This window comes from Pseudomonas sp. HMSC067G02 (assembly GCF_001813485.1).
GTDB classification, from domain to species: Bacteria; Pseudomonadota; Gammaproteobacteria; order Pseudomonadales; family Pseudomonadaceae; genus Pseudomonas; species Pseudomonas aeruginosa.
The window spans coordinates 321,300-346,348 of the sequence record NZ_KV812729.1; the positions used below are offsets into that span (position 1 = coordinate 321,300).

A 25,049-nucleotide genomic window follows, 5' to 3' on the forward strand; every position below is an offset into this window, starting at 1 on the left:
CCCGGTTCTCCAGGGAGTCTCCACCGCCTTGTGAACGGTAGATAATGTGGTGGTCGTGCCACCCGGTTTCCCTGGATATCGGCTGTTTGCAGAGCGCGCATAACCCATTTTGGCTGGTGAATAGACTGGCGATTTGCTTCCGGTACTTCAGCTTGTTCAGCATCCGTTCCATCCGCAGTTTTTCGCCTGCTGCCTCCATGAGGGGGTCGTAGGGGTTGTATTCCCCACTTACCTTTTTGTGCCGCTCGATCGGTGTACCTGCAAGTTGGTACAACTCGACCTCCCGTTTTGATCCGTTCGCTTCCAGAACCGTGGTGGCGAACACCCATCCTCGTTCCCCTTGCGGTCGGAAATACTTCTTCCGTATCCAGTCCAGGGACTTGTTTGGATGCCGCCTTTTTGCCCAGCGCCAGAGCTTAATAAACGCCCTGTTATCCATCCGGCTGTACGCCTGTTTGGCCACCACTGGCTGATGGTAAAGTGCCCACCCCCGCAGGATCGGATTCAGCAGTCGGATCAAATCCTCTTGCTTACTCGTCTTGTGGGTGTCGATCACTTCCCTGATCTTGCCGTAGAACGCCTTGACGTTCTTCTTGCTCGGTTTGATCAGCAACGTTCCGTCGTACTTTCGGAAGTTCCATCCAAGGAAGTCGAAGCCTTCGTCGATGTGGACGATGCGGGTTTTCTTGGGAGAAAGCCGCAGCCCGCGTACCGCCAGGAACTGCTCCACCCAGGGTTTGACCTCGTTTTCCAGTACCTCCGGGGAGGCGCCAGTGATCACGAAATCATCCGCGTAACGCACCACGTTGATCTTCAGCCTCTTCGCCCTCGTCACCCCCAAATGTTGCTTGAGGAGTGATTCCAGCCCATCCAGCGCCAGATTTGCCAAGGTTGGGGAGATGATCCCCCCTTGTGGCGTACCTGCATCCGTTGCGTGCAACTGCCCTCGGTGTACAACACCGGCCTTTAACCATTGCCGGAGTACTCGTGTATCCGTGGGGACATTCCTTATCAGCCAATCATGGTTGATGTTGTCGAAGAACCCTTCGATGTCCGCGTCCAGCACCCATTGAGCGGAAGCTCGTTTGGATAGGCATACGAACAACTGCGCCATCGCGTCCGCCGTGGAGCGTTCGATCCTGAAGCCGTAGCTATTCGGATCGCCCCGGGTTTCTGCGACAGGAGACAGCGCCAGCAGATATAGCGCCTGCATGGCTCTATCCGTCATGGTCGGGATACCCAAAGGGCGTTCCCGGCCATCCGACTTCGGGATAAAGACGCGCCGTAGAGGCCGCGCCTTGTATCCCCGCGTCTTCAACTGACCAACCGCTTCCCATTTCGCGTTGGGTGTATCCCAGAGTTGCTTATCGACTCCCGTCGTGCGGCTCCCCTGATTTTCCGTGACTCTCCGTACGGCCAAGTATCTGGCCGACTTCGAGCGGGTCAGCATCCGTTGCAAGGCTTTCACCCTGCGCCATTTGCCTTCCCGGCAAGCCTTCGCAATCCGCACCTGCATTCCCCGGACGTTCCGCTGGACACGACTCCAATCGACGTCGTGCCATTGCTGTGGAGCGCCGGAAAGCGCAGGCCCGGCCTGTTGGCTGAGCTCTTTCATGCTGCTTTCCTCTCAAGTGAACTACCCGAGCGGAAGGTGCACGCCGCCCCTGACGGGGTGGGGGCACCCGCCAGGGTAGGTTTGTTAAGGGCCGATGGAAGCTGGCCCTGGGTTGATTGAGACGGTCTCTGTCAGAGCTGTTGCGACGGAAGACCACGCAGAAGTCTGCCCGGTTTCCCGTGGGGTGATGTTTCAACCCCTATCCGGATCATTACAACCCGGCATTCGCTTTCTCTGCGATCCCATACCCGCACCGCCAACAGTTCGCCTTGCGGCTCCCCTGCCCGGAGGGCGGCGATACGGGCTTACCACGTTCCCTATCTGTCACACGACTGGGTTAGGACTCGCCTTTTCACCGGTGGTCTTGAAGGCGACGTATCCCCACATCCCACGGAGATAACCGACCACATACCTTTTGGTTCATGCCTGACAGCAGTTTTGGCATGGCTATCCTTACGGTGTTTATCAGCGATTCACATGTGTTGCCCATACCAGCCAGCCTGGCGCCTCAACCCGGTACTGCTCCGAGTATCCGCAGTCTGCCTCGCGGAAGGACTGCACCCTGGATAGGGGGCTACGTTGTCGGACGAGCTTCGCACAACGCCGTTACCAGCGATGCACGTCGTCGTAGGCTACCGTTGGTCGCACAACGGGTCCGCTCCCGCACTCTGGTGAGTGTGGTTGGACAATGACAGACAGAGCTTTCGCCCATGTCTCCAGTTTGATGTGAGCAGGTACTGCGGGTGCAGCGTGCTCTCGGGGAAGATTTCCTCCTGTTTTGAGGCAGGAGGAACCCCAGCGGGGATTCTCTCCCGCAAGGGTTAGGCCACAAGGGCCGGGGTTAGTGCTTGGAAGGCGGTCGTTTGAGGTGGCTTTTGATCCTCGGCCAATCCGCCCAGGCTGCCATCCCTAAACAAACGAGGAGCAAGCCGGTGAGCATGATTATGCCGAAGGTATCTTGGCTCATCTCATTCATAACACCCTCCATTGGGCATGCACTCCAGAACCGAAAAGAGCTGGTTCGCAGTCGCGCTTCCGAGTGCTAGGCGACCTTGGGGTTGCCACCGCCGCTGCGGCAAGTCCTTGAAGGCAATGGACTTCTGGGCGGGTTTTGGTTCCTGGGGATGGATACCCAAGCGTGCGATTTCCTCTCGGAAATCCCCCAAGCTGACCCTACAGCTTGGAGCCGGAGACACGCTACGCGTGTCGCACAAGATGCTGGATAATAAAGCATGACCTGCGCAACGGCTAGGGCCGTGGAGAACCCCGTAAATGTCTGATGATGCCCGTTTCCAGCAGCTGAATCGCTGGTTGGACTCTTGTTTGCCCGAGTTGTTCGTTGCCGAAGGTTGGGGGGAAGTGCCTCCCGCCGAACTGATCCCGGCCAGTAGCGACGCCAGCTTCCGTCGTTATTTCCGCTGGCAGGGAGGGGACCGCAGCCTGGTGGTGATGGACGCGCCGCCGCCCCAGGAAGACTGCCGACCGTTCGTCAAGGTCGCCGGACTGCTCGCCGGAGCCGGCGTGCATGTGCCGAGGATTCTCGCCCAGGATCTGGAGAACGGTTTCCTGCTGCTCAGTGACCTGGGCCGGCAGACCTACCTCGACGTGCTTCATCCCGGAAATGCCGACGAGCTGTTCGAACCGGCCCTGGATGCGCTGATCGCCTTCCAGAAGGTCGATGTCGCCGGTGTCCTGCCTGCCTACGACGAAGCGGTGCTGCGCCGCGAGCTGCAGCTGTTCCCCGACTGGTACCTGGCCCGCCACCTCGGCGTGGAGCTGGAGGGCGAGACGCTGGCCCGCTGGCAGCGGATCTGCGACCTGCTGGTACGCAGCGCGCTGGAGCAACCGCGGGTGTTCGTCCATCGCGACTATATGCCGCGCAACCTGATGCTCAGCGAGCCGAACCCGGGTGTCCTCGATTTCCAGGACGCCCTGCACGGCCCGGTCACCTATGATGTCACCTGCCTGTACAAGGATGCCTTCGTCAGTTGGCCGGAGCCGCGCGTGCATGCCGCGCTGAGTCGTTACTGGAAGAAGGCGACCTGGGCCGGCATCCCGCTGCCGCCAAGCTTCGAGGACTTCCTCCGCGCTAGCGACCTGATGGGCGTGCAGCGCCACCTGAAGGTGATTGGCATCTTCGCCCGTATTTGTCACCGCGACGGCAAGCCGCGCTACCTGGGTGACGTGCCACGCTTCTTCCGTTATCTGGAAACCGCCGTGGCGCGCCGTCCCGAGCTGGCCGAACTGGGCGAGCTGCTGGCCTCGCTGCCGCAGGGAGCCGAGGCATGAAGGCGATGATCCTCGCCGCCGGCCGTGGCGAGCGCATGCGGCCGACCACCCTGCACACGCCCAAGCCGCTGATCGAGGCCGCCGGCGTGCCATTGATCGAGCGTCAGTTGCTGGCGCTGCGCCAGGCCGGAGTCGACGACTGGGTGATCAACCATGCCTGGCTTGGCGAGCAGATCGAGGCCTATCTCGGCGACGGCTCGCGCCTGGGCGGGCGGATCGCCTATTCACCCGAGGGAGAACCGCTGGAAACCGGCGGTGGAATCTTCCGCGCCCTGCCGTTGCTCGGCGAGCAGCCGTTCCTGTTGCTCAACGGCGATGTCTGGAGCGACTTCGACTACTCTCGGCTGCATCTTGCCGACGGCGACCTGGCGCATCTGGTGCTGGTCGACAACCCGGCGCACCATCCCGCCGGCGATTTCCACCTGGATGCCGGCGGACGGGTGGGCGAGACCCGCGAAGCGGGCGGCAACCTGACCTACAGCGGGATCGCCGTACTGCATCCCGCGCTGTTCGAGGGCTGCCAGCCGGGCGCCTTCAAGCTGGCGCCGCTATTGCGCAAGGCCATCGCCGCGGGGCGGGTCAGCGGCGAACATTATCGTGGGCACTGGGTCGACGTCGGTACCCACGAGCGCCTGGCGGAAGTCGAGCGATTGCTGGCGGAGCACGCCTGAGATGCTTTGGCCCGCTACGCTGATCGGAGCCGGAGCCGGCTGGGCCCTGGCCAGCATCCCCGGCGCCCTGCTCGGCGGCCTGCTGGGGCAACTGCTGGACCGCAGGTTACGCCTGGAGTCCTGGCGCGGCCTGCTGGCGCGCTTGCGCGGGCGGGCGGTGAACGATGAGGACGATCTGCTGTTCCAGTTGCTCGGCTATCTGGCCAAGAGCGGCGGGCGGGTGGAGGAAATGCATATCCGCCAGGCGCGCGAGGAGATGGCGTTGCGCAAGCTCGATAGGCGAGCCCAGCGGCGTGCCATCGCGTCCTTCGGCAAGGGCAAGGCCGGCATCGCCCATCTGCAGGAGGAGGTCGCGCGTCTGAAAGGCGAACGTGCGGAGGCAGTATTGCTCGCCTGCTGGCGGATGGCCTGGGCTGGCGGCGTGCTCAGCCAGTCGGCGCGACAACTGGTGTTGCAATGGGGGCGCTGGCTGGGTTGGTCGGCGGAGCGAACGGAACGCTTGTCGGCGCGGGTCATGCCGAAGCGGACGCGCGCTGTCGCCCGGGATAGCTACCGTGAGGCCCTGCTGCTGCTCGGCGTGGAGGCCGGAAGCGAGCCGGCGCTGATCAAACGCGCCTATCGCAAGCTGATCAGCCAGCACCATCCGGACAAACTGGCGGGAGCCGGCGCCAGCGTCGAGCGCGTGCGTGCGGCTACCGAGAAAACCCGTGAATTGCAGGCGGCCTACGCCCTGGTCCGAGAGCGTGAGGGGTTCCGCTGATCACTCCGCAGGTTTCTGCGCATCGGCCTGCAGGTGAAGGCTGAGCCAGCCGCGGATTCGTCGGTACAGTTGCTCCTGCTCCGCCTTGGGGTCGGCCGGTAGCGCCTGCATCGCGATTTGTACGTAGGCCGGGTGTTTCTGCCGCTTGCCGGCCTGCATGCGCAGCCTGGCCGCCTCGCGGTCGGCGCGGGCGTCGCGGTAATAGAAGTCGCCGGTCGCCAGTTTCAGCTTCGGCACCATATCTTCCAGCGCCGGGCGAAAATCGCGCGGTATCTCCGCGGCAACCAGCAGCAGGTTGTGGATTTCCGCAGGCTCCTTCTCCGCCAGGTAGCGTGCCGCCCAATAGGCGCCCGTGCCATGACCGAGCAGGACGACGCTTTTCGGTTCGTGCTGCAGGGCCAGGTCGATGCTCGCCTGCAGGCGCGCCATGACCCGTTCGGCGTGCGCCTTGCGCTGCTCGACCGGATCGATGGCTGGGGGAGGGGCCTGGTCCTCGCTCTGCGCCGGTTCGCCGCTGCCGGCTTCGGCGGTGCTTTCCGGCGCCGGCGCGTTGCCGCTTTCGCCTTTCACGTCAGGCTTGCTTGCGCTGTCCGCGGCGCTGGCGTCCTTGTCGGCGCTGGCGCTGGCGGCGGATTCCGCAGGGCGGGTAACCGGCGCGGTGCTCTGCGGGTCGGGCAGGGCCAGGCTCAGGGTCTGCCAGCCGGCATCCGGCAGTTTGCGCCTTAGCGGGCCGATGGCTTGCGGCCAGTCCGGACTTTCGCCATCACCGGGAACCAGGATCACTACACCTTCGGCCTCGGCGGTGTTGGCTGGCAACCAGAGGGTGAGGAAGCTTTCGTCGCCGGCCTTGAGGATCTGCTGGCCGTCCTCCGGCAACTGGCGCTCCAGCCCCTTGGCCTCGTCCTGGCTGCGCTCGCTGACCGCCGGGCGTTCCACGGGGGCCGGCGGCTGGTCCTTGGCGGCCTCCTCTTCGGCTTGAACGAAAGCCGGCGGCAGGAAAGCGGCGGCCAATAGCAGCGGCAGCAGGGCGGAGGGCTTCGGCAGTAGAGAGAAGGCCGGCATTGGAAATTCCCGATAGACAATCCAGAAGGCAGCCTAAACCCAGAGCACTTCTTTGTCAGGCCGAGCCTTCGCATGGTTCGCCGGTCGCGCTCGCGGTAAGGTATGCCCGCTTTTCCTTCCGTTGCGGTGTATTCCGTGGAGTGTCGCCGGCATGTTGCGTCGTTGCTGTCTGCTCTTCTTCTGTCTGCTGTTGAGCCTGCCCGTGCGAGCGGAGGAGTCGGTCGCCTTGCCGCTGACGGCGGAACTACGGACCTGGCTGGCGGAGCATCGGGAATTGCGCGTCGGGGTGGTCACCGAAGCGCCCTATGCCCAATACGACCGCCGCCTGCAACAGTATTCCGGGGCCAACGTGGAGCTGATGGGCTGGCTGGCCACGGCAATGCAGGTGACCTTGCGGTGGCAGGGCTATCCCGACCAGGCGGCGCTCGACGATGCCCTGCGCGCTGGGCGCGTGGATATCGCTCCCGGCCTCAGCCAGACCCCAGCCGGGCTGCGCTTGTGGCTGTTCTCCGATCCCTACCTGCGGGTTTCCCGGCTGGTGGTGGGGAAGCGCGATGGCAGCGGCAGCGTCGAATTGGAGCAACTGGAGCGCGATACCCGGGTTGCCGTGCGTGCCGGCAGTTCGGTAGCCGACTACCTCAGCAGCACCTATAGCAGCCTGCAATGGGTGTCGGCCGATTCCGAACGCGAGGTGCTGCGCGCCGTGCTCGCCGGACAGGCACGCTACGCGGTGATCGACGAAGCGCAACTCAGTCGCCTGACCCGCGAACCGGAGTTCGCCGAGCTAGCGGTGGTTGGCGATATCGGCTACCCGCAGCTGCTACGGGTGGCGACCCGTCGCGACTGGCCGGAACTGGCGATGGTGGTCGACCAGGCGTTGCGCTCGCTGCCGCGCAAGTCCCTGGACCAGTTGCACGAGCGCTGGTTGCAACCCAAGTATCCGCGCCTCGGCGAGTCGCCGGGGTTCTGGCAGAACCTGTCGATCCTCCTCGGCCTGCTGCTGGCCGGCGCGCTGGCTGCGGTGTTCCTCCAGCGGCGCCAGCAGCATGCGCTGGAAGCCCGGCTGTACGGCGCCCGCCGCGACCTGGAGCTGCGCCAGGCGGCCGAGGAGGCGCTGCGCCTGACCCAGTTCTCCATCGACAACAGCACCCTGGGCATCCTCTGGGTCAACTGGGACAGCCGCGTACGCTACGCCAACCGCGCCGCCGAACAGATGCTCGGCCATGCCGACGGCCAACTCGTGGACCGTCCGCTGGCCGACTTCGAGCCCGGCCTGGACATGGACCGCTGGTTGAATCTTTGGCGTCGTGCGCGCAATAGCGAGGAGGGCCCGCTCAGCTTCGAGACCCGCTGCCTGCGCGCCGACGGCAGTTGGCTGCCGGCCGACGTCTCGCTTAGCTTCCTGCGCTTCGGCACGTCCGAGTATCTGGTGGTGTTCCTCAGCGACGTCACCGAGCGCCGCCGTGCCCGCGAGGCATTGCAGGAAAGCGAGGCGCGGATGAAGGGCATCGCCTCCAACGTGCCGGGCATGGTCTTCCGCCTGGAGCGGCCGCGGGCCGGCGCGTTTTCCGACTTCGCCTATATCAGCGAGGGCAGCGAGGCGCTGGTCGGCTACAGCGCTCGCGAACTGATCGAAAGCGGCCGCGGCATTCGTGGCCTGGTCCATCCCGACGACCGCGAGCGCTACTGGTCGAGCCAGATGACTGCCCTCGACGAGAATCGCGACTGGCATTGGCAGGGCCGCATCCTCACTCGCCAGGGCGAATTGCGCTGGGCCGACATCAAGGCTTCGGCGCGCTGTTTCGAGGATGGTCGTGCGGTCTGGGACGGGGTGGTCTGGGACATCACCGCGAACAAGCAGATCGAACTCGAACTCGGCGAGTCGCGCGCCCAGCTCCGCGAGCTGTCGGCGCACCTGGAGTCGGTGCGGGAGGAGGAGAAGGCGCGTATCGCCCGCGAGGTCCATGATGAGCTGGGCCAGGTGCTGACGGTGCTGAAGCTGGAAACCTCGATGTGCGAGCTGGCCTATGCCGATGCCCAGGAGGGCCTGCGCGAACGCCTGGGCAACATGAAAAAGCTGATCGCTCAGTTGTTCCAGCTGGTGCGCGACGTGGCCACCGCACTGCGCCCGCCGATCCTCGACGCCGGAATCGGCTCGGCGGTGGAGTGGCAGGCGCGGCGCTTCGAGGCGCGCACGCAGATTCCCTGCCTGGTGGAGGTGCCGGAGAACTCGCCGCAGTTGGTCGACGCCAAGGCTATCGGCCTGTTCCGCATCCTCCAGGAGGCGTTGACCAATGTCATGCGGCATGCCGAGGCGCATACTGTGCAACTGCGTCTGCTGCGCGAGGGTGACGAGCTGTGCCTGAGCGTCAGCGACGACGGTCGCGGGTTCGATGTTGCCACGGTGGGGCGTGGCAGTTCCTTCGGCCTGGTCGGCATGCGCGAGCGGGTGCTGATGATGGGCGGTACGCTGGACATCGACAGTGCCCCCGGCGAGGGCACCACGCTCAGCGTGAGGATTCCGCTGGGCGTCGCGGGCCCGTGACAAGAACAACCGCCGGCAAGGCGGAGCAGCGTGAGGCAGCAAAGAGTGGTGATCCGAGTCCTGGTCGCTGAAGACCACACGATCGTCAGGGAAGGCATCAAGCAACTGATTGGCATGGCCAAGGACCTGCAGGTGGTCGGCGAGGCCACCAATGGCGAGCAGTTGCTGGAAACCCTGCGCGGAACGCCTTGCGAGGTGGTCCTGCTGGATATCTCCATGCCCGGCGTCAATGGCCTCGAGGCGATTCCGCGGATTCGCGCGCTGAACGAGCCGCCGGCGATCCTGGTGCTGTCGATGCACGACGAGGCGCAGATGGCCGCCCGCGCCCTGAAGATAGGTGCTGCCGGCTATGCCACCAAGGACAGCGATCCGGCATTGCTGCTCACCGCGATCCGCAGGGTCGCCGGCGGCGGACGCTACATCGACCCGGACCTTGCCGATCGGATGGTCTTCGAGGTCGGCCTGACCGATTCGCGTCCGCCCCATGCGCTGCTCTCCGAGCGCGAGTTCTCGGTGTTCGAGCGGCTGGTGCAGGGCGCCAACGTCAACGAGATCGCCCAGCAACTGGCGGTCAGCAACAAAACCATCAGTACCCACAAGGCACGCCTGATGCAGAAGCTCAACGCGCATTCGGTAGCCGACCTGGTGCGCTACGCGATGGAGCACCGCCTGCTCTGACAGGGGCGTTCGCCCAGGTTTTGCTCGCGGCTTGTGCGCCAGGTCCGGTTTTCGCGATCTGCTGTCTACCTGGCTTCCGCGCGGCAGGGAATGATGCTTGCCGGCCAACACGATAAGGAGAAGAAACGATGTTGCCAGCCATGAGGACGGGCCTGTTGTGCGCCCTTCTCGGAGTTACCGCGCCCGCCTGGGCGGAATACGTGACCGTGATTTCCTTCGGCGGCGCCAACAAGGAAGCCCAGGAAACCGCGTTCTACAAACCCTTCAAGAGCGCCACCGGCAATCGCGTGGTGCATGGCTCCTACAATGGCGACCTGGCCAAGCTCAAGCGCATGGTGGAGATCAGCCACGTCTCCTGGGACGTGGTGGAAGTCGAGGCGCCGGAGCTGGCGCGCGGTTGCGAGGAAGGTCTGTTCGAGAAGCTGGACATGGCGAAGGTCGGCGATCCCGCGGATTTCGTTCCCGGCGCGGTGCAGCCCTGCGGAGTCGGCATCTTCGTCTGGACCACGCTGCTTGCCTACAACCCCGGCAAGGTTGCGGGCAGCCCGCAGGGCTGGGCGGATTTCTGGGACGTGAAGAAGTTTCCCGGCAAGCGCGGCCTGCGCTGGGGCGCCAAGTACAGCCTGGAGTTCGCCCTGATGGCCGATGGCGTGGCGCCGAAGGACGTCTACCAGACGCTGGCGACGCCCGCCGGCGTCGAGCGGGCATTCCGCAAGCTCGACGAGCTGAAGCCCTATATCCATTGGTGGAAGTCCGGGCAGGACCCTGTGCGCGACCTGGCCGATGGCACGGTGGTGATGAGTTCGGCCTACAACGGGCGGATCGCCGCGGCGCAGGCCGAGAAGCAGCCCCTGGCAATGGTCTGGAGCGGCGGCGTCTACGATTTCGACTTCTGGGCGCTGCCGGTCGGGGTTTGGAAGAAGCAGTTGGCCGAGGAGTTCATCCGTTTCGCCAGCCAGCCGGAGCAGCAGAAGGCTTTCGCCGAGAACATCGCCTACGGCCCGGCCAACCGCAAGGCGGTAGGCCTGCTCGATCCGCAAGTGGCTGCCAACCTGCCGACCGCACCGCAGAACATGCAGAACGCGGTGGGTATGAACGTGGCCTTCTGGGCGGAGCACGGCGAGGCCCTGGAGCAGCGTTTCCAGAACTGGGCCAAGCGCTGAGGACGCCGTTGCGCGCCAGCCGAAGAGCGCTGGCGCGCAAACCTTTGCCCTTCTCGAAAGCCCCTTCCCAGAGTGGTTCGGCCCATTCCGGGGTGCATCTTTTTTGTAGGGCGATTCCTACAAAGAGCTTTCCTTTCCCCTGATAGAAAACTCTCTTGCCGGCCGATTTGCGTCCTGCGCCGGGTTCTCTAGGCTGTTCGCACAGCATCCATAAAACGAACAAAGGTGCGGTTATGGCCGAGACTCAAGGCGGCGATGTACTGGTCAGCTTCCGTGGCGTGCAGAAGAGCTACGACGGCGAGACCCTCATCGTGAAGGATCTCAACCTGGACATTCGCAAGGGCGAATTCCTCACCCTGCTCGGCCCCTCCGGGTCCGGCAAGACCACCAGCCTGATGATGCTGGCCGGTTTCGAAACCCCTACCGCCGGCGAAATCCTCCTGGCCGGTCGCTCGATCAACAATGTCCCTCCGCACAAGCGCGACATCGGCATGGTGTTCCAGAACTATGCGCTGTTCCCGCACATGACCGTGGCCGAGAACCTGGCCTTTCCCCTCAGCGTCCGTGGCATGAGCAAGACCGACGTGAAGGAAAGGGTCAAGCGCGCGTTGTCGATGGTCCAGCTCGACGCCTTCGCCGGGCGTTATCCGGCGCAACTTTCCGGTGGCCAGCAGCAGCGCGTGGCGCTGGCCCGCGCGCTGGTCTTCGAGCCGCAACTGGTGCTGATGGACGAGCCCCTGGGAGCGCTGGACAAGCAACTTCGCGAGCACATGCAGATGGAAATCAAGCATCTGCACCAGCGCCTCGGCGTCACCGTGGTCTACGTCACCCACGACCAGGGCGAGGCGCTGACCATGTCCGACCGGGTGGCGGTGTTCCACCAGGGCGAAATCCAGCAGATCGAGCCGCCGCGCAATCTCTACGAGCAGCCGCGCAACACCTTCGTGGCCAACTTCATCGGTGAGAACAACCGTCTATCCGGGCAGCTTCTCAGTTGCGACGGCGAGCGCTGCGTGGTCGGACTGCCGCGCGGCGAGAAGGTCGAGGCGCTGGCGGTCAACGTCGGCCAGCCGGGCGAGCCGGTAACCTTGTCGATCCGCCCCGAGCGGGTGCGCCTGAACGGTGCCAGCGAGTCTTGCGTCAACCGTTTCTCCGGCCGCGTGGCCGAGTTCGTCTACCTGGGCGACCACGTGCGTGTGCGCCTGGAGGTCTGCGGCCGCGACGACTTCTTCGTCAAGCAGCCGATCGCCGAGCTGGACCCGACGCTGAGCGTCGGTGATGTGGTTCCGCTGGGCTGGCAGGTCGAGCATGTGAGGGCGCTCGACCCTCTGCCGGCGGCGTGAGCGCCGGCAGTCCCGAACCGTACCGAAGCAACCCTGCACTGTGGAGAGAACAATAATGTCGAAATCCCTGAAAGCGGCCAGCCTGAAGTTCGCCACCCTGGCGGCCGGCCTGGCCTGCGCGGCCCAGGCCATGGCGGTGGACCTGACCGTGGTGTCCTTCGGCGGGGCCAACAAGAGCGCCCAGATCAAGGCGTTCTACGAGCCCTACCAGAAAGCCACCGGCAACAGGATCGTCGCCGGCGAATACAACGGCGAGATGGCCAAGGTCAAGGCCATGGTCGATACCAACAGCGTCTCCTGGGACCTGGTGGAAGTGGAGTCGCCGGAGCTGTCGCGCGGCTGCGACGAAGGCCTGTTCGAGGAACTCGACCCGGCGCAGTTCGGTAAGACCGAGGACTTCGTGCCCGGCGCCATCCAACCGTGCGGCGTGGGTTTCTTCGTCTGGTCCACGGTGCTCGCCTACAACGCCGACAAGCTGAAAAGCGCGCCGACCAGTTGGGCGGACTTCTGGGACATCAAGAAATTCCCCGGCAAGCGCGGCCTGCGCAAGGGCGCCAAGTACACCCTCGAATTCGCCCTGATGGCCGACGGCGTGGCGCCGAAGGACGTCTACGGCGTGCTCGCCACCAAGGAAGGCCAGGATCGCGCCTTCAAGAAGCTCGACGAGATCAAGTCGAGCATCCAGTGGTGGGAGGCGGGCGCCCAGCCGCCGCAGTACCTGGCTTCCGGCGACGTGGTGATGAGTTCTGCCTACAACGGCCGGATCGCCGCGGTGCAGAAGGAAAGCAACCTGAAGGTGGTATGGAACGGCGGCATCTACGATTTCGACGCCTGGGCCATCCCGAAGGGGGCGAAGAAACAGGAAGAGACCCTGAAGTTCATCGCCTTCTCGGTGCAGCCCCAGCAGCAGAAGACTTACTCGGAAAACATCGCCTACGGTCCGGCCAACAAGCAGGCGGTGCCGCTGCTGGACAAGGCCCTGCTGAAGGACATGCCGACCACTCCGGAAAACATCCAGAACCAGGTGGCAATGGACGTGACCTTCTGGGCCGACTACGGCGAACAACTGGAACAGCGCTTCAACGCCTGGGCGGCCAGGTAATCCTCGCCTGACCCTCCAGTGAGGGCCGGAGGGGCCGCCGCGCGGCGGCTCCTCCTACCGTTCCACACTTTCCAGGGTCGTTCCCGACGGCCCGCTTTTTTTCCGGAGTTCGCTATGGCCACAGCTGTGCCCATGTCCCAGGCCACCGGCAGCACCCTCAAGCAACGCCTGGCGCGCGCCGAGCGGATGAACCGCCTGAAGTCCCAGGCGCTGATCCTGCCCCTGCTGGCCTTCCTGGTCCTGACCTTCCTGGTGCCGATCGCCGCGCTGCTCTACAAGAGCGTGTCCAACCCGGAAGTGGTTCGCTCGTTGCCGCTGACGGTAGAGGCCATCTCCGCCTGGGACGGCAAGTCGCTGCCGGCCGACGCCGTCTACAAGGCGCTCAGCCAGGATCTCGCCGAGGCTCGTCGCAACCAGACCATCGGCGATCTCTCCAAGCGCCTGAACATGGAACTGGCCGGTTATCGCAGCCTGATGGCGAAGACCGCGCGCAAGCTGCCGTTCAAGGAGGAGCCCGCTTCCTACAAGGACGCCATGGAGCAGCTCGACGAGCGCTGGGGCGACCCCGCCTACTGGCAGGTGATCCGCCGCAACGCCAGCAGCTATACGCCCTATTACCTGCTCGCAGCCCTCGACCACCGGATCGACGATCTCGGCGAAGTGGCGCGCGCCACCCCGGACCAGGCCATCTACCTGGACATCTTCGCCCGCACCTTCTGGATGGGCGCGGTGATCACCGTCATCTGCCTGCTGCTGGCCTACCCGCTGGCCTACCTGCTGGCCAACCTGCCGACGCGCAAGAGCAACCTGCTGATGATCCTGGTCCTGCTGCCGTTCTGGACCTCGATCCTGGTACGTGTCGCCGCCTGGATCGTCCTGCTGCAATCGGGTGGCCTGATCAACGGCGCGCTGCTCAAGCTCGGCCTGATCGACCAGCCGCTGCAACTGGTGTTCAACCGCACCGGCGTATACATCGCGATGGTGCACATCATGCTGCCGTTCATGATCCTGCCGATCTACAGCGTGATGAAGGGCATTTCGCCGAGCTACATGCGCGCCGCGATTTCCCTCGGCTGCCACCCGTTCGCCAGCTTCTGGCGGGTGTATTTCCCACAGACCGTCGCGGGCGTCGGCGCCGGTTGCCTGCTGGTGTTCATCCTGTCCATCGGCTACTACATCACCCCGGCGCTGCTGGGCAGCCCGAACGACCAGATGGTCAGCTACTTCGTCGCCTTCTATACCAACAGCACCATCAACTGGGGCATGGCCACCGCCCTCGGCGGCCTGCTGCTGCTCGCTACCCTGGTGCTCTACGTCGTCTACAGCTGGCTGGTGGGCGCCAGCCGCCTGCGCCTGGGATAGAGCGCCTTCCGAGAAGGCCAACCGATTCCCCTCTCCCTTCGGAAAAAAGGCTGCCCGGAGGGCGGGGAGAGGGGGATCCGCACGAAACACATTGGAGAGCGAGTCATGCTGAGTCCCTACATGTCCCCGGTCGAGCGCCTGTGGTTCTACTCCCTGCGCATCCTCTGCGGCCTGGTACTGCTGTTCCTGGTACTGCCGGTGCTGGTCATCGTGCCGCTGTCGTTCAACTCCGGTACCTTCCTGGTCTACCCGCTGCAAGGGTTCTCCCTGCGCTGGTACGCCGACTTCTTCCAGTCCGCCGAGTGGATGCGCTCGTTGACCAACAGCTTGATCGTCGCTCCGGCGGCGACCCTGCTGGCGATGGTCTTCGGCACTCTGGCGGCGATCGGCCTGACCCGCGGCGAGTTCCGCGGCAAGGCACTGGTGATGAGCCTGATGATTTCGCCGATGGTGGTGCCGGTGGTGATCATCGGCGTGGCCAGCTACCTGTTCTTCGCTCCGCTCGGGCTCGGCAACAGCTACCTGTCGCTGATCGTGGTGCATGCGGTGCTCGGCGTGCCGTTCGTGATCATCACCGTCTCCGCGACCCTGCAGGGGTTCAACTACAACCTGGTGCGCGCCGCCGCCAGCCTCGGCGCGCCGCCGCTGACCACCTTCTTCCGGGTGACCCTGCCGCTGATCGCTCCCGGGGTGATCTCCGGCGCGCTGTTCGCCTTCGCCACCTCGTTCGACGAAGTGGTAGTGACCCTCTTCCTCGCCGGCCCCGAGCAGGCCACCCTGCCGCGGCAGATGTTCAGCGGCATTCGCGAGAACCTGAGCCCCACCATTGCCGCCGCGGCGACCTTGCTGATCGGTTTCTCCGTACTGCTGTTGCTGACCCTGGAGTGGCTTCGCGGGCGCAGCGAGAAGATGCGTACAGCACAACCCGGCGCCTGAGGCGCAGGGCGCGCCCGGCCTGGTCCGGGCGTCGGCTGCTGCGGCGAAAAGTCGTCATTTTCACCGCCAAAAACCGATAACGGCTACAATGCGCGCCTTCCGTGATCCCCTTTGAGGTGCGCCATGCAACCCTTCGCCATCGCTCCGTCGATCCTTTCCGCCGATTTCGCCCGCCTGGGCGAGGACGTGGACAAGGTGCTCGCCGCCGGTGCCGACATCGTTCACTTCGACGTGATGGACAACCACTACGTGCCGAACCTGACCATCGGCCCGATGGTCTGCTCGGCGCTGCGCAAGTACGGCGTGAGCGCGCCGATCGACGTGCACCTGATGGTGTCCCCGGTGGATCGCATCATCGGCGACTTCATCGAAGCTGGCGCCACCTACATCACCTTCCATCCGGAAGCTTCCCAGCACATCGACCGTTCCCTGCAACTGATCCGCGACGGCGGTTGCAAGGCGGGCCTGGTGTTCAACCCGGCCACTCCGCTGGAGGTGCTGAAGTACGTGATGGACAAGGTCGACATGGTCCTGCTGATGAGCGTCAACCCCGGCTTCGGCGGGCAGAAATTCATCCCCGGTACCCTCGACAAGTTGCGCGAGGCACGCGCCCTGATCGATGCCTCCGGACGCGAGATCCGCCTGGAGATCGATGGCGGCGTCAACGTCAAGAACATCCGTGAGATCGCCGCGGCGGGCGCCGATACCTTCGTCGCCGGCTCGGCCATCTTCAACGCCCCGGACTACGCCGAGGTCATCCGCGCCATGCATGCCGAACTGGCCCAGGCGCACCAGTAATGAGCGCTGCGGAGCCGTTCTTCGCCACGCGCCTGCCGCGTCTGGTGATGTTCGACCTGGATGGCACGTTGGTCGATTCCGTTCCCGACCTCACCGCCGCGGTCGACAGCATGCTCGCCAGCCTCGGGCGGCCACCGGCGGGCATCGAGAAGGTCCGCCAGTGGATCGGTAACGGCGCGCGTGTGCTGGTGCGTCGCGCCCTGGCGGGAAGCATCGAGCATGACGGCATTGGTGAGGAAGAAACCGAAGCCGCGCTGGCGCTGTTCATGGAGGCCTATGCCGACAGTCATGCGCTCACCGAGGTCTACCCCGGCGTCGTCGACACCCTCAAGTGGCTCAAGCGCAACGGCGTGGAAATGGCGCTGATCACCAACAAGCCGGAGCGCTTCGTCGCTCCGCTGCTGGATGAGATGAAGCTGGGTCGCTATTTCCGCTGGATCATCGGCGGCGACACCCTGCCGCAGCAGAAGCCCGACCCGGCGGCGCTGCTGTTCGTGATGAAGATGGCCGGCATCGAGCCCGAAGATGCGTTGTTCGTCGGTGACTCGCGCAACGACGTGCTCGCCGCCAAGGCTGCCGGTGTGCGCTGCGCGGCGCTGACCTATGGCTACAACCACGGCCGGCCGATCGCCGAGGAAGCGCCCACCCTGGTCATCGACAACCTGCGCGACCTGCTGCCTTGCGCCGACCAGGCCGCTGAGATAGTGTTGCCGGACGACTCCCTTTCCCCCTCCGACCAGCGAGATCAAGCCGTGGCGGTCAGCAAACTCTGGATGAAGGTCATCAAGGCCCTGGCGCGTTGGCGCTGGCGCGCCTGACATCATCCTCCGCCGGATAGCCGGCGTTTGCACCCTGTTGACCGTTCTCTCCTCCGATGAGGCTGATCATGAATCGCGAAGAATTCCTGCGGCTGGCCGCCGATGGCTACAACCGCATCCCGCTGTCCTTCGAGACCCTTGCCGACTTCGACACGCCGCTGTCGATCTACCTGAAGCTGGCCGACGCGCCGAACTCCTACCTGCTGGAGTCGGTGCAGGGCGGCGAGAAATGGGGGCGCTATTCGATCATCGGCCTGCCGTGTCGCACGGTGCTGCGGGTCTACGACCATCAAGTGCGGATCAGCATCGATGGCATGGAAACCGAGCGCTTCGATTGCGCCGACCCGCTGGCTTTCGTCGAGGAGTTCAAGGCGCGCTACCAGGTGCCCACCGTGCCCGGCTTGCCACGTTTCGATGGAGGCCTGGTCGGCTATTTCGGTTACGACTGCGTGCGCTACGTGGAAAAACGCCTGGCCACCTGTCCGAACCCGGACCCGCTGGGCAACCCGGATATCCTGTTGATGGTGTCCGATGCCGTAGTGGTATTCGACAACCTGGCTGGGAAGATCCACTCCATCGTCCTCGCCGATCCCTCCGAGGAAAATGCCTACGAGCGCGGCCAGGCACGTCTGGAGGAGCTGCTGGAGCGTCTGCGCCAGCCGATCACCCCGCGTCGCGGCCTCGACCTCGAGGCGGCCCAGGGCCGGGAGCCGGCGTTTCGTGCCAGCTTCACCCGCGAGGACTATGAAAACGCGGTAGGAAGGATCAAGGACTACATCCTGGCCGGCGACTGCATGCAGGTGGTGCCGTCGCAGCGCATGTCCATCGAGTTCAAGGCGGCGCCCATCGACCTGTACCGCGCGCTGCGCTGTTTCAATCCGACGCCCTACATGTACTTCTTCAACTTCGGCGACTTCCATGTCGTGGGTAGCTCGCCGGAGGTGCTGGTACGGGTCGAGGATGGCCTGGTCACGGTGCGCCCGATCGCCGGCACCCGTCCGCGCGGGATCAACGAAGAGGCCGACCTGGCGCTGGAGCAGGATCTGCTATCGGACGCCAAGGAGATCGCCGAGCACCTGATGCTGATCGACCTGGGGCGCAACGACGTGGGGCGGGTGTCCGATATCGGCGCGGTGAAGGTCACCGAAAAAATGGTGATCGAACGTTACTCCAACGTCATGCACATCGTGTCCAACGTCACCGGGCAATTGCGCGAGGGGCTCAGCGCGATGGACGCGCTGCGGGCGATCCTGCCGGCGGGTACGCTGTCCGGCGCGCCGAAGATCCGCGCCATGGAGATCATCGACGAGCTGGAGCCGGTCAAGCGTGGAGTCTACGGCGGCGCGGTCGGCTACCTGGCATGGAACGGCAACATGGACACCGCCATTGCCATCCGCACCGCGGTGATCAAGAACGGTGAACTCCACGTGCAGGCCGGCGGCGGTATCGTTGCCGACTCGGTGCCGGCGCTGGAGTGGGAAGAAACCATCAACAAGCGCCGGGCGATGTTCCGCGCCGTGGCGCTGGCCGAGCAGAGCGTCGAATAAGACGGCGCGAGGCGGAAGAAAAGAAGGCGGATGGCGTTTGCGTCATCCGCCTTTTTTATGCCCGGCTGGACCCACGCATTGGCTTCGCCCTACGCGGAACCGCTTTCGTAGGGCGAATATCGCGGCGCGATATCCGCCAGGGGGCAGGACGCCGAACCCGCCTCGAGATGAAGTGATCGATATGTCCGGTTGGCGGATGACGCCTTCGGCATTACTTGCCTACGCAGAAGGCGCTTTCGTAGGGGGGACATCACCACGCGATATCCGCCAGGCGGAGCATGGTGTCGCTCCCTACGATGCTGGCAACGGCGGGCCGCTCAGGATGCGACGCTATCCGCACCTGGCTGTGCTCGACGGGCGCTTCCGGCTTGGTTCGCGCGCTGGTCGACGTAGGCGGCGAGGTGATCGAGGGCCACGAACTGCATGGCCTTGTGGCTATCGTCGAGGGTCGTCACTGGCAGGGCGATCCGCCCGCATGCCAGGGCCTTGCTGAAGTTTTCCTTGTTCAGGTTGCGAAACCAGCGTTCGCGAACCTGCTCCAGCGGCACCAGGACGTCGCCGAAGATGCGGTAGACCAATTCCACGGTTTCCTGGCGTGGAATCGGAGTGCTAGGGGCGATGGATGGCTGCATGGTATTCCCTCCTGCGGCTGCACGTCGTTGAGGGAAATATAGCTCAGGTTGTTTTCTTGTTCAATAGCTGAAGTTGTAGAGCGGGCGAGCGCCAGGCGCTCACCGCACCAGGGACGGGCCGCGCCGGTGGCGTACGGTGGACCACCAGAAGACCCAACCGATCATGCTGATCTGGCGGCTGCGCATGTCCTCCGGCGAGTACTCCTCGTCCGGATATTCCTCGCGGTTGAAGCTGCGCAGGCGAATGCCGCCGCCGGGCAGGCGATAGACGAACTTCACCCGCAGCATGCCGTCATGTTCGAGGGCGTAGATCTCGCCATCGGTGATATGGGTGGTGGCGGTGTCCACGCCGATGGTGGAGCCATCCATGATCAGCGGTTCCATGCTGTTGCCGGTGAGTTGGGCGCAGATCGCCGCCGACGGATCGACGCCCGAGGCACGCAGCGTGGCATAGGAAAAACGCAGCTTGCGCCCCTCTATCTCGCGTACCGCAGTGCGTCCGGCGCCGGCGGACATCTCCACTTCCTTGTACAGCGGCAGTTCCACTTCGTCTTCGTCCAGCGGTGTGTCGCTGTCCCACGGATGCAGCGGTTCCAGCACCAATGGGCTGCCATCGGCCACGGACACGGCACTGCGCGCGGCTGGAGTGCCTTCGCCGGTCTGCAGCCAGACCGGCGAGACGCCCAGGGCCGCCGCGATCTCGATCAGCTTGCGGGTGCTCTGGGCCTTGCCCGAGGTCAGCTTGTGAATGGTGTTCTGCGAAACCCCTGCCGCTTCGGCGAGGGTTTCCTGCTTCAGGTTGCGCATCGCCATGGCCTGCTTGAGGCGAGCGGCGAAGCTGTCGGGCGGGATCTGGCTGCTCTTGTCCATGCTCGGCAATCTACAGACCGATGGATTCTCTGTAAAGAGCCTAGGTGTTGACGATAAATAGCTTTGGTTGTAATTTCTCTTCCGTCAGAAAGCGGAAGGGGTGAGTTCCACAACTTCCCACCCGCCTTTCAGAGATTTCACATGGGTGCAGGGACGCACCCGGTTGTCGGCGACCGACGATGCAGGTGCCGACTGCTTGGGTGCCGGGGCCACGGGAAAGCGCTCCGGCACCTGGAGGGCCGGAGCGCCGTCCATGCAGACGCTCCGTCCCGCTCATTCATTCTGTCGCCGACCTGCTTCAGGTACGGCGGCGTCGTACAGGGAGTCATTGCCATGTCGCGAGATACGCACTCGCCATTTCCGCGCAGAGGAACGCAGGTCGCCGAACCGGCGCCGCGCATCTGTCATGTTCCATCCATTCGGCCGTCGGGCGTCGGGCACGCCAGGGAGGCTTTCCATGGCTGACCTTGCCGATCACGCCAACGAACTGGTCCTGGCTCGCCTCGACGGCCTCCTGGCGGCGCGCCCGGCGCTGGCCATCCGCGAGTCCGCGGAAGACTGCGAGGACTGCGGCGAGCCCATTCCCCAGGCGCGCCGCCGGGCGGCATCGGGTTGCAGTCGCTGCATCGACTGCCAGGACCGCCACGAGCGCCGTTGAACCGACCTCATGTCGAGCCCTCGCGGGCAGTGAAAGGAGACACGACCGTGATCAAAGCCATCGATGAAATGCTCAAGCTCTGGGCCGAGGAAATGCACGCGCCAGGCAGCAACGGAGGCGGCTACGCCGGCGGCAACCTGATCGCCATGCTGATCGCCAGCAAGGGCGAGGTGGTCCGCGGCCACCGTGGCAGCCGGGTGATCCTCGACCGTGTGGCGGAGGTCGATCGCCTGGTAAATCGCCTACCCGAGGAACTGAAGACCGTGGTGGTGGAGCACTATCTCAATCGCGACAGCTTCCCCGAGCAGAAGTACCACCACTGCGGTTGCAGCCGCAACACCTTTTATCTGCGCCTGCATGTGGCGCACCAGGGTATCCAGGACGGCCTGTTGCGGCGGGCGGCCTGAGTTCCTGGACCGGATCCTGGTCCCCCCTGGAATTTTCCAACCGGCCTTCGGGCCGGTTTTTTTATGCCTGTCGCCCATGGAGGCGGCGAGCCCCATGCACAGCAGCGGACCCTGCACGGTAGAGGCGGGGACGGGCTGGCGGATCCATCCTTTTCGTCAGTCGATGCCGGGCTTTTCCATATCGGAAGTGGGTACGCACTTGCCCGGATGCCTGGCGAAGGTTCCCAGGGCGGTATATCACCCTCATATCGTGGTGCGTCTCCCTCCTATTGCAGTGGATTGTCGAGAAGGCATTGCCGGGCTGGGAATCGGGCGGTAAAAAGTAGTCATTCTTGTAAAGGTGCGTCCCCAGGGAGGCACTCGTGAAGCACCGGAACCCGGCCCTGGCGCCGGGTTTTTTATTGCCCGGGAAAACGTTCGTGCGGACGTGCCCGGCGCTGCCTGCCAAGGAGGGACTCATGGGCAACGAACCGCAGACACTGACGGAAATGCCGCTCTGGGTACTGATCCTGCTCGCCGCGCTGGGCGGCGTCAGCGGCGAGATGTGGCGTGCCGACAAGGCCGGTCTCGGCGGCTGGGCCTTGTTGCGGCGCCTGGCGCTGCGCTCCGGCGCGTCGATCGTCTGCGGCGTGGCGGTGATGCTGTTGGCGTTGGCTTGCGGCGCCGCGCTGCTGTTCGCCGCGGCGCTGGGCAGCCTGACCGCCGCGGCCGGCGCGGAGATCGCCGTCGGCCTCTACGAACGCTGGGCCGCCCGGCGCCTGGGGGTTTGCGAGCTGCCCGAGGAACAGTCGGGCGACCGTGGCCCGCATTGAAACTGATCGAAGGAGTCAACCATGCCTGAACAGGCTGTCACGCTCGAGGCTCTGTACGCGGCCATCGAGCAGGTACTGCGTGAGCGTCTGCCGGAGGCGCAGTTGATCGGCTTCTGGCCAGGCGTGCCGGAAAATACCCCGGCGGTTTCCCTGGAAATAGCCGAGCTACTGCCCGAGCGCGATCCCGGTACCGGCGAGAGCGCCCTGCTGTGCCGCCTGCAGGCGCGGATAATGGTGCCGCCTGATGGCGATCGCCAGGCGGTATCCATTGCTTGCGGAATCGTTCGGACATTGCGCGAGCAGACCTGGAACCTGTCTCTGGAACCGGCGCGCTTCGTACGCTCGGCCGTCGACGGCAGTCGCGAGGAGCTGAAGAGCCTGCGTGTCTGGCTGGTCGAGTGGACGCAGTCGCTGCGTCTCGGAGACCCGGAGTGGGCCTGGGAGGACCAGCCGCCGGGCAGCCTGATGCTGGGCTTCGACCCGCAGACCGGCCCCGGCCATGAGCCGGACTACTTCGCTCCGGAGGCGTTGGCATGAGCTATGTCAGTGCGGAGCATGACCGCATGCTCGCCGCGATGATCCTGCCCTGCGTGGTGGTCGCCGTGGACCTGGCAGCGGCGCGGGTACGGGTGCGCTCCGGCGACTGGACCAGCGGCTGGCTGCGCTGGCACTCCCTGGCAGCCGGCAAGGTTCGCCACTGGCGTGCGCCGAGCATAGGCGAACAGGGGATACTGCTCAGCCCGTCGGGCGGAGTGTCAATGGGTACCTTTATTCCCGGTCTGTACGGCGATGCGGGCACGGCGCCGGACAACAGCGCCAGCAGTGAGACCTGGCGTTTCGACGACGGCGCCTCGTTGAGTTACGACTGGGCTGCGCATCGCTACCGCGTCGAGCTGCCCAGCGGCACCGTGGAAGTGAGGGTCGGCGCCAGCGAGGTGCGGGTCAGCGACGGGGCGGTCAGTCTCAAGGCGCCGAAGATCAGCCTGGAAGGACCGGTGGAGATCGCCGGGACACTGACGGTCAGCGGAGACATCCTCGGCGGCGGCTCGATCATCGACACCGCCGGCAACAGCAACCACCACACCCATTGAACATACGACGGGGCTGCCGAAGGGCGGTCCGTCGAACATTCAACCGGCCCGCGCGAGCGGGCCTTTTCGTTTGCGGAGTTCGCCATGGGCAACACTCACAGCCATTCGGAGCCAGGCGCGGCCTGTCTCTGCCGGAGCGGGAGGGCAGGGCGATGATCGGGATGGATCGCCGTAGCGGGCTACCCCTGTCCGGCCTGGCTCATCTTAAACAGTCCGTCGAGGACATCCTGACCACCCCGTTGGGCAGCAGGCGCATGCGCCCCGAGTACGGCAGCAAGCTGCGGCGGATGGTCGACATGCCGGTGAGCGAAGGCTGGAAAAGCGCCGTGCAGGCCGAGGTAGCCCGTTCCCTGGGGCGCTGGGAACCGCGCATCGCATTGTCTGCCGTGCGAGTCGTCGCGGTCGTCGATGGCCGCGTGGATCTGCTCCTGAGCGGCGTGTTCGAGGGCGAGAACATCAATATGGAGGTCTCGGCGTGATCATCGATCTTTCCCAGTTGCCGGAGCCAGAGGTTATCGAAAACCTCGATTTCGAGACGATTTACCAGGAGCTGTTGGGCGACTTCCGCGAAGCCATGGCTGGTGAATGGACAGCGGAGGTGGAGTCCGATCCGGTTCTCAAGCTTCTGCAACTGGCGGCCTATCGAGAACTGCTGCTGCGGGCGCGGATCAACGATGCGGCGCGGGCGGTGATGCTGGCATACGCCAGCGGTGCCGATCTCGACCAGATCGGTGCCGGCTTCAATGTGCAGCGTTTGCTGATCAGGCCCGCTCAGCCCGAGGCGGTACCGCCGGTGGAGGCGCAGTACGAGAGCGACAAGTCGCTGCGCAATCGCATCCAGCTCGCGTTCGAGCAGCTATCCGTCGCAGGACCGCGGAATGCCTATATAGCCCATGCGCTGGGCGCGGATGGAAGGGTGGCGGATGCCTCTGCGACCAGTCCGGCGCCCTGCGAAGTGCTGATCAGCGTGCTCGGGGTGGAAGGCAACGGGCAGGCACCGGAAGCGGTGTTGCAGGCAGTGCGCCTGGCGCTGAACGTGGAGGACGTGCGTCCTGTCGCGGATCGGGTAACGGTGCGCTCGGCAGGCATCGTTCCCTATCAGGTCAAGGCGCAGCTCTACCTGTTTCCCGGTCCCGAGGCCGAGCTGATCCGTGCCGCCGCCGAGGCTTCGCTGCGCGACTACATTTCCGCCCAGCGCCGCCTGGGCCGCGACATCCGGCGTTCGGCCCTGTTCGCCACCCTGCATGTCGAAGGCGTGCAGCGCGTCGAACTGCAGGAGCCTGCGGCCGACGTGGTCCTGGATGAAACCCAGGCGGCCTATTGCACGGGGTACGCGATCACCTTGGGAGGCGTCGATGAGTAGCCGCCTGCTGCCGCCAAACAGGAGTTCTCTGGAACGCTCTCTGGGTGATGTATTGCCTGCCGAGCTGCCGGTGCCGCTTCGTGAGCTTAACGATCCGGCACGCTGTGAGGCGGCCTTGCTGCCCTACCTGGCCTGGACGCGCTCGGTGGACCGCTGGGACCCGGACTGGAGCGACGAGGCCAAGCGCAATGCGGTAGCGACGTCCTTCGTCCTGCACCAGCGCAAAGGCACGCTGACCGCGTTGCGCCAAGTGGTCGAGCCAATCGGTGCGCTGAGCGAGGTCACCGAATGGTGGCAGCGAAGCCCGACCGGCGTGCCGGGGACCTTCGAGATCACCGTGGACGTCAGTGACCGTGGCATCGACGAAGGCACCGCACTGGAGCTGGAGCGCTTGCTCGATGACGTCCGCCCGGTGAGTCGACACCTGACCCGCCTGGACCTGCGCATCACCCCGGTAATCCGGTCCCGTCACGGACTGGCCGTGACCGACGGCGACACCCTGGAAATCTTCCCCTGGAAACAGTGAC

25 protein-coding genes are annotated in these 25,049 nt (G+C 64.8%); 21 read left to right on the plus strand and 4 right to left on the minus strand.

What is annotated here, in order from left to right:
* The coding region (ltrA, locus tag HMPREF2914_RS30370; protein WP_049266265.1) for a group II intron reverse transcriptase/maturase at positions 1-1,615 on the minus strand (1,615 nt) is incomplete at its 3' end.
* A gap of 1,272 nt (positions 1,616-2,887) precedes the next feature.
* Between ltrA and HMPREF2914_RS30375 the strand changes: the two genes are divergently transcribed.
* The 3 genes from HMPREF2914_RS30375 to HMPREF2914_RS30385 are packed head-to-tail and all read left to right on the plus strand — an operon-like array spanning position 2,888 to position 5,335.
* A complete protein-coding gene (locus HMPREF2914_RS30375) occupies positions 2,888-3,904 on the plus strand; it encodes an aminoglycoside phosphotransferase family protein (protein ID WP_003137370.1) in 1,017 nt (338 codons plus the stop codon).
* Positions 3,901-4,575 (plus strand): N-acetylmuramate alpha-1-phosphate uridylyltransferase MurU, encoded by a 675-nt coding sequence (gene murU, locus HMPREF2914_RS30380; protein ID WP_003085095.1) that lies wholly within the window; start codon positions 3,901-3,903, stop codon positions 4,573-4,575. The genes HMPREF2914_RS30375 and murU overlap by 4 nt, the downstream gene beginning before the upstream one ends.
* Before the next feature lies 1 nt (position 4,576).
* Positions 4,577-5,335 carry a DnaJ domain-containing protein gene (locus HMPREF2914_RS30385; RefSeq protein ID WP_003085097.1) on the plus strand — a complete coding sequence of 253 codons (759 nt, stop codon included), beginning with the start codon at positions 4,577-4,579 and terminating at the stop codon, positions 5,333-5,335.
* On the opposite strand, the gene HMPREF2914_RS30390 is transcribed toward HMPREF2914_RS30385, so the two are convergent.
* Positions 5,336-6,397, minus strand: coding sequence for an alpha/beta hydrolase family protein (locus tag HMPREF2914_RS30390; RefSeq protein WP_021263061.1), 1,062 nt, complete (start codon positions 6,395-6,397; stop codon positions 5,336-5,338).
* Positions 6,398-6,548: 151 nt separating this feature from the next.
* Here HMPREF2914_RS30390 and HMPREF2914_RS30395 point away from each other — a divergent pair, with 151 nt between their 5' ends.
* The 10 genes from HMPREF2914_RS30395 (at position 6,549) to trpE (ending at position 18,689) form a co-directional block, all read left to right on the plus strand.
* Positions 6,549-8,942: a PAS domain-containing sensor histidine kinase gene (locus tag HMPREF2914_RS30395; RefSeq protein ID WP_023092354.1), complete on the plus strand. Its 2,394-nt coding sequence runs from the start codon at positions 6,549-6,551 to the stop codon at positions 8,940-8,942.
* Between the two features lie 45 nt (positions 8,943-8,987).
* Positions 8,988-9,620, plus strand: a complete 633-nt coding sequence (locus HMPREF2914_RS30400; protein WP_003085103.1) for a response regulator — start codon at positions 8,988-8,990, stop codon at positions 9,618-9,620.
* A gap of 128 nt (positions 9,621-9,748) precedes the next feature.
* Positions 9,749-10,783, plus strand: coding sequence for a polyamine ABC transporter substrate-binding protein (locus tag HMPREF2914_RS30405; protein ID WP_023092355.1), 1,035 nt, complete (start codon positions 9,749-9,751; stop codon positions 10,781-10,783).
* A gap of 233 nt (positions 10,784-11,016) precedes the next feature.
* The gene (locus HMPREF2914_RS30410; protein ID WP_003085109.1) at positions 11,017-12,126 is read left to right on the plus strand and encodes an ABC transporter ATP-binding protein; all 1,110 of its coding nucleotides are present in this window, start codon (positions 11,017-11,019) and stop codon (positions 12,124-12,126) included.
* Positions 12,127-12,181: 55 nt separating this feature from the next.
* Positions 12,182-13,228, plus strand: coding sequence for an ABC transporter substrate-binding protein (locus tag HMPREF2914_RS30415; RefSeq protein WP_003109043.1), 1,047 nt, complete (start codon positions 12,182-12,184; stop codon positions 13,226-13,228).
* A gap of 114 nt (positions 13,229-13,342) precedes the next feature.
* Entirely contained in the window at positions 13,343-14,590 is a 1,248-nt protein-coding gene (locus HMPREF2914_RS30420; RefSeq protein WP_014604087.1) for an ABC transporter permease, read from the plus strand.
* 105 nt (positions 14,591-14,695) lie between these two features.
* Positions 14,696-15,526 (plus strand): ABC transporter permease, encoded by an 831-nt coding sequence (locus HMPREF2914_RS30425; protein ID WP_023092356.1) that lies wholly within the window; start codon positions 14,696-14,698, stop codon positions 15,524-15,526.
* A gap of 123 nt (positions 15,527-15,649) precedes the next feature.
* Positions 15,650-16,324 (plus strand): ribulose-phosphate 3-epimerase, encoded by a 675-nt coding sequence (rpe, locus tag HMPREF2914_RS30430; protein ID WP_003085122.1) that lies wholly within the window; start codon positions 15,650-15,652, stop codon positions 16,322-16,324.
* Positions 16,324-17,142 (plus strand): phosphoglycolate phosphatase, encoded by an 819-nt coding sequence (locus HMPREF2914_RS30435; RefSeq protein WP_003099532.1) that lies wholly within the window; start codon positions 16,324-16,326, stop codon positions 17,140-17,142. The genes rpe and HMPREF2914_RS30435 overlap by 1 nt, the downstream gene beginning before the upstream one ends.
* 68 nt (positions 17,143-17,210) lie before the next feature.
* Positions 17,211-18,689 (plus strand): anthranilate synthase component I, encoded by a 1,479-nt coding sequence (gene trpE / locus HMPREF2914_RS30440; protein ID WP_023092357.1) that lies wholly within the window; start codon positions 17,211-17,213, stop codon positions 18,687-18,689.
* 317 nt (positions 18,690-19,006) lie between these two features.
* Here trpE and prtN read toward each other — a convergent pair whose 3' ends face one another.
* Positions 19,007-19,321 (minus strand): pyocin genes transcriptional regulator PrtN, encoded by a 315-nt coding sequence (gene prtN / locus HMPREF2914_RS30445; RefSeq protein ID WP_023092358.1) that lies wholly within the window; start codon positions 19,319-19,321, stop codon positions 19,007-19,009.
* Positions 19,322-19,420: 99 nt separating this feature from the next.
* Complete coding sequence (gene prtR, locus HMPREF2914_RS30450; RefSeq protein ID WP_023092359.1) at positions 19,421-20,191, minus strand: transcriptional regulator PrtR; 771 nt, start codon at positions 20,189-20,191, stop codon at positions 19,421-19,423.
* Positions 20,192-20,648: 457 nt separating this feature from the next.
* Here prtR and HMPREF2914_RS30455 point away from each other — a divergent pair, with 457 nt between their 5' ends.
* The 8 genes from HMPREF2914_RS30455 to HMPREF2914_RS30490 all read left to right on the plus strand — a co-directional run bounded on the left by HMPREF2914_RS30455 (position 20,649) and on the right by HMPREF2914_RS30490 (position 25,048).
* Positions 20,649-20,849 carry a TraR/DksA C4-type zinc finger protein gene (locus HMPREF2914_RS30455; protein WP_023092361.1) on the plus strand — a complete coding sequence of 67 codons (201 nt, stop codon included), beginning with the start codon at positions 20,649-20,651 and terminating at the stop codon, positions 20,847-20,849.
* A gap of 47 nt (positions 20,850-20,896) precedes the next feature.
* Positions 20,897-21,256, plus strand: a complete 360-nt coding sequence (locus HMPREF2914_RS30460; protein WP_023092362.1) for a PA0613 family protein — start codon at positions 20,897-20,899, stop codon at positions 21,254-21,256.
* A gap of 458 nt (positions 21,257-21,714) precedes the next feature.
* Positions 21,715-22,068 carry a phage holin family protein gene (locus tag HMPREF2914_RS30465; protein WP_003085137.1) on the plus strand — a complete coding sequence of 118 codons (354 nt, stop codon included), beginning with the start codon at positions 21,715-21,717 and terminating at the stop codon, positions 22,066-22,068.
* A gap of 21 nt (positions 22,069-22,089) precedes the next feature.
* Positions 22,090-22,605, plus strand: coding sequence for a hypothetical protein (locus HMPREF2914_RS30470; RefSeq protein ID WP_021263056.1), 516 nt, complete (start codon positions 22,090-22,092; stop codon positions 22,603-22,605).
* On the plus strand, positions 22,602-23,159 hold the full coding sequence (locus HMPREF2914_RS30475) for a phage baseplate assembly protein V (RefSeq protein ID WP_003121844.1): 558 nt from the start codon (positions 22,602-22,604) through the stop codon (positions 23,157-23,159). Before HMPREF2914_RS30470 ends, HMPREF2914_RS30475 begins: the two co-directional genes overlap by 4 nt.
* 152 nt (positions 23,160-23,311) lie before the next feature.
* Positions 23,312-23,638 carry a GPW/gp25 family protein gene (locus HMPREF2914_RS30480; RefSeq protein WP_003085143.1) on the plus strand — a complete coding sequence of 109 codons (327 nt, stop codon included), beginning with the start codon at positions 23,312-23,314 and terminating at the stop codon, positions 23,636-23,638.
* Positions 23,635-24,522, plus strand: coding sequence for a baseplate assembly protein (locus tag HMPREF2914_RS30485; RefSeq protein ID WP_023092363.1), 888 nt, complete (start codon positions 23,635-23,637; stop codon positions 24,520-24,522). Before HMPREF2914_RS30480 ends, HMPREF2914_RS30485 begins: the two co-directional genes overlap by 4 nt.
* Entirely contained in the window at positions 24,515-25,048 is a 534-nt protein-coding gene (locus HMPREF2914_RS30490; RefSeq protein ID WP_023092364.1) for a phage tail protein I, read from the plus strand. The genes HMPREF2914_RS30485 and HMPREF2914_RS30490 overlap by 8 nt, the downstream gene beginning before the upstream one ends.
* The last annotated feature ends 1 nt before the right edge of the window (position 25,049 follow it).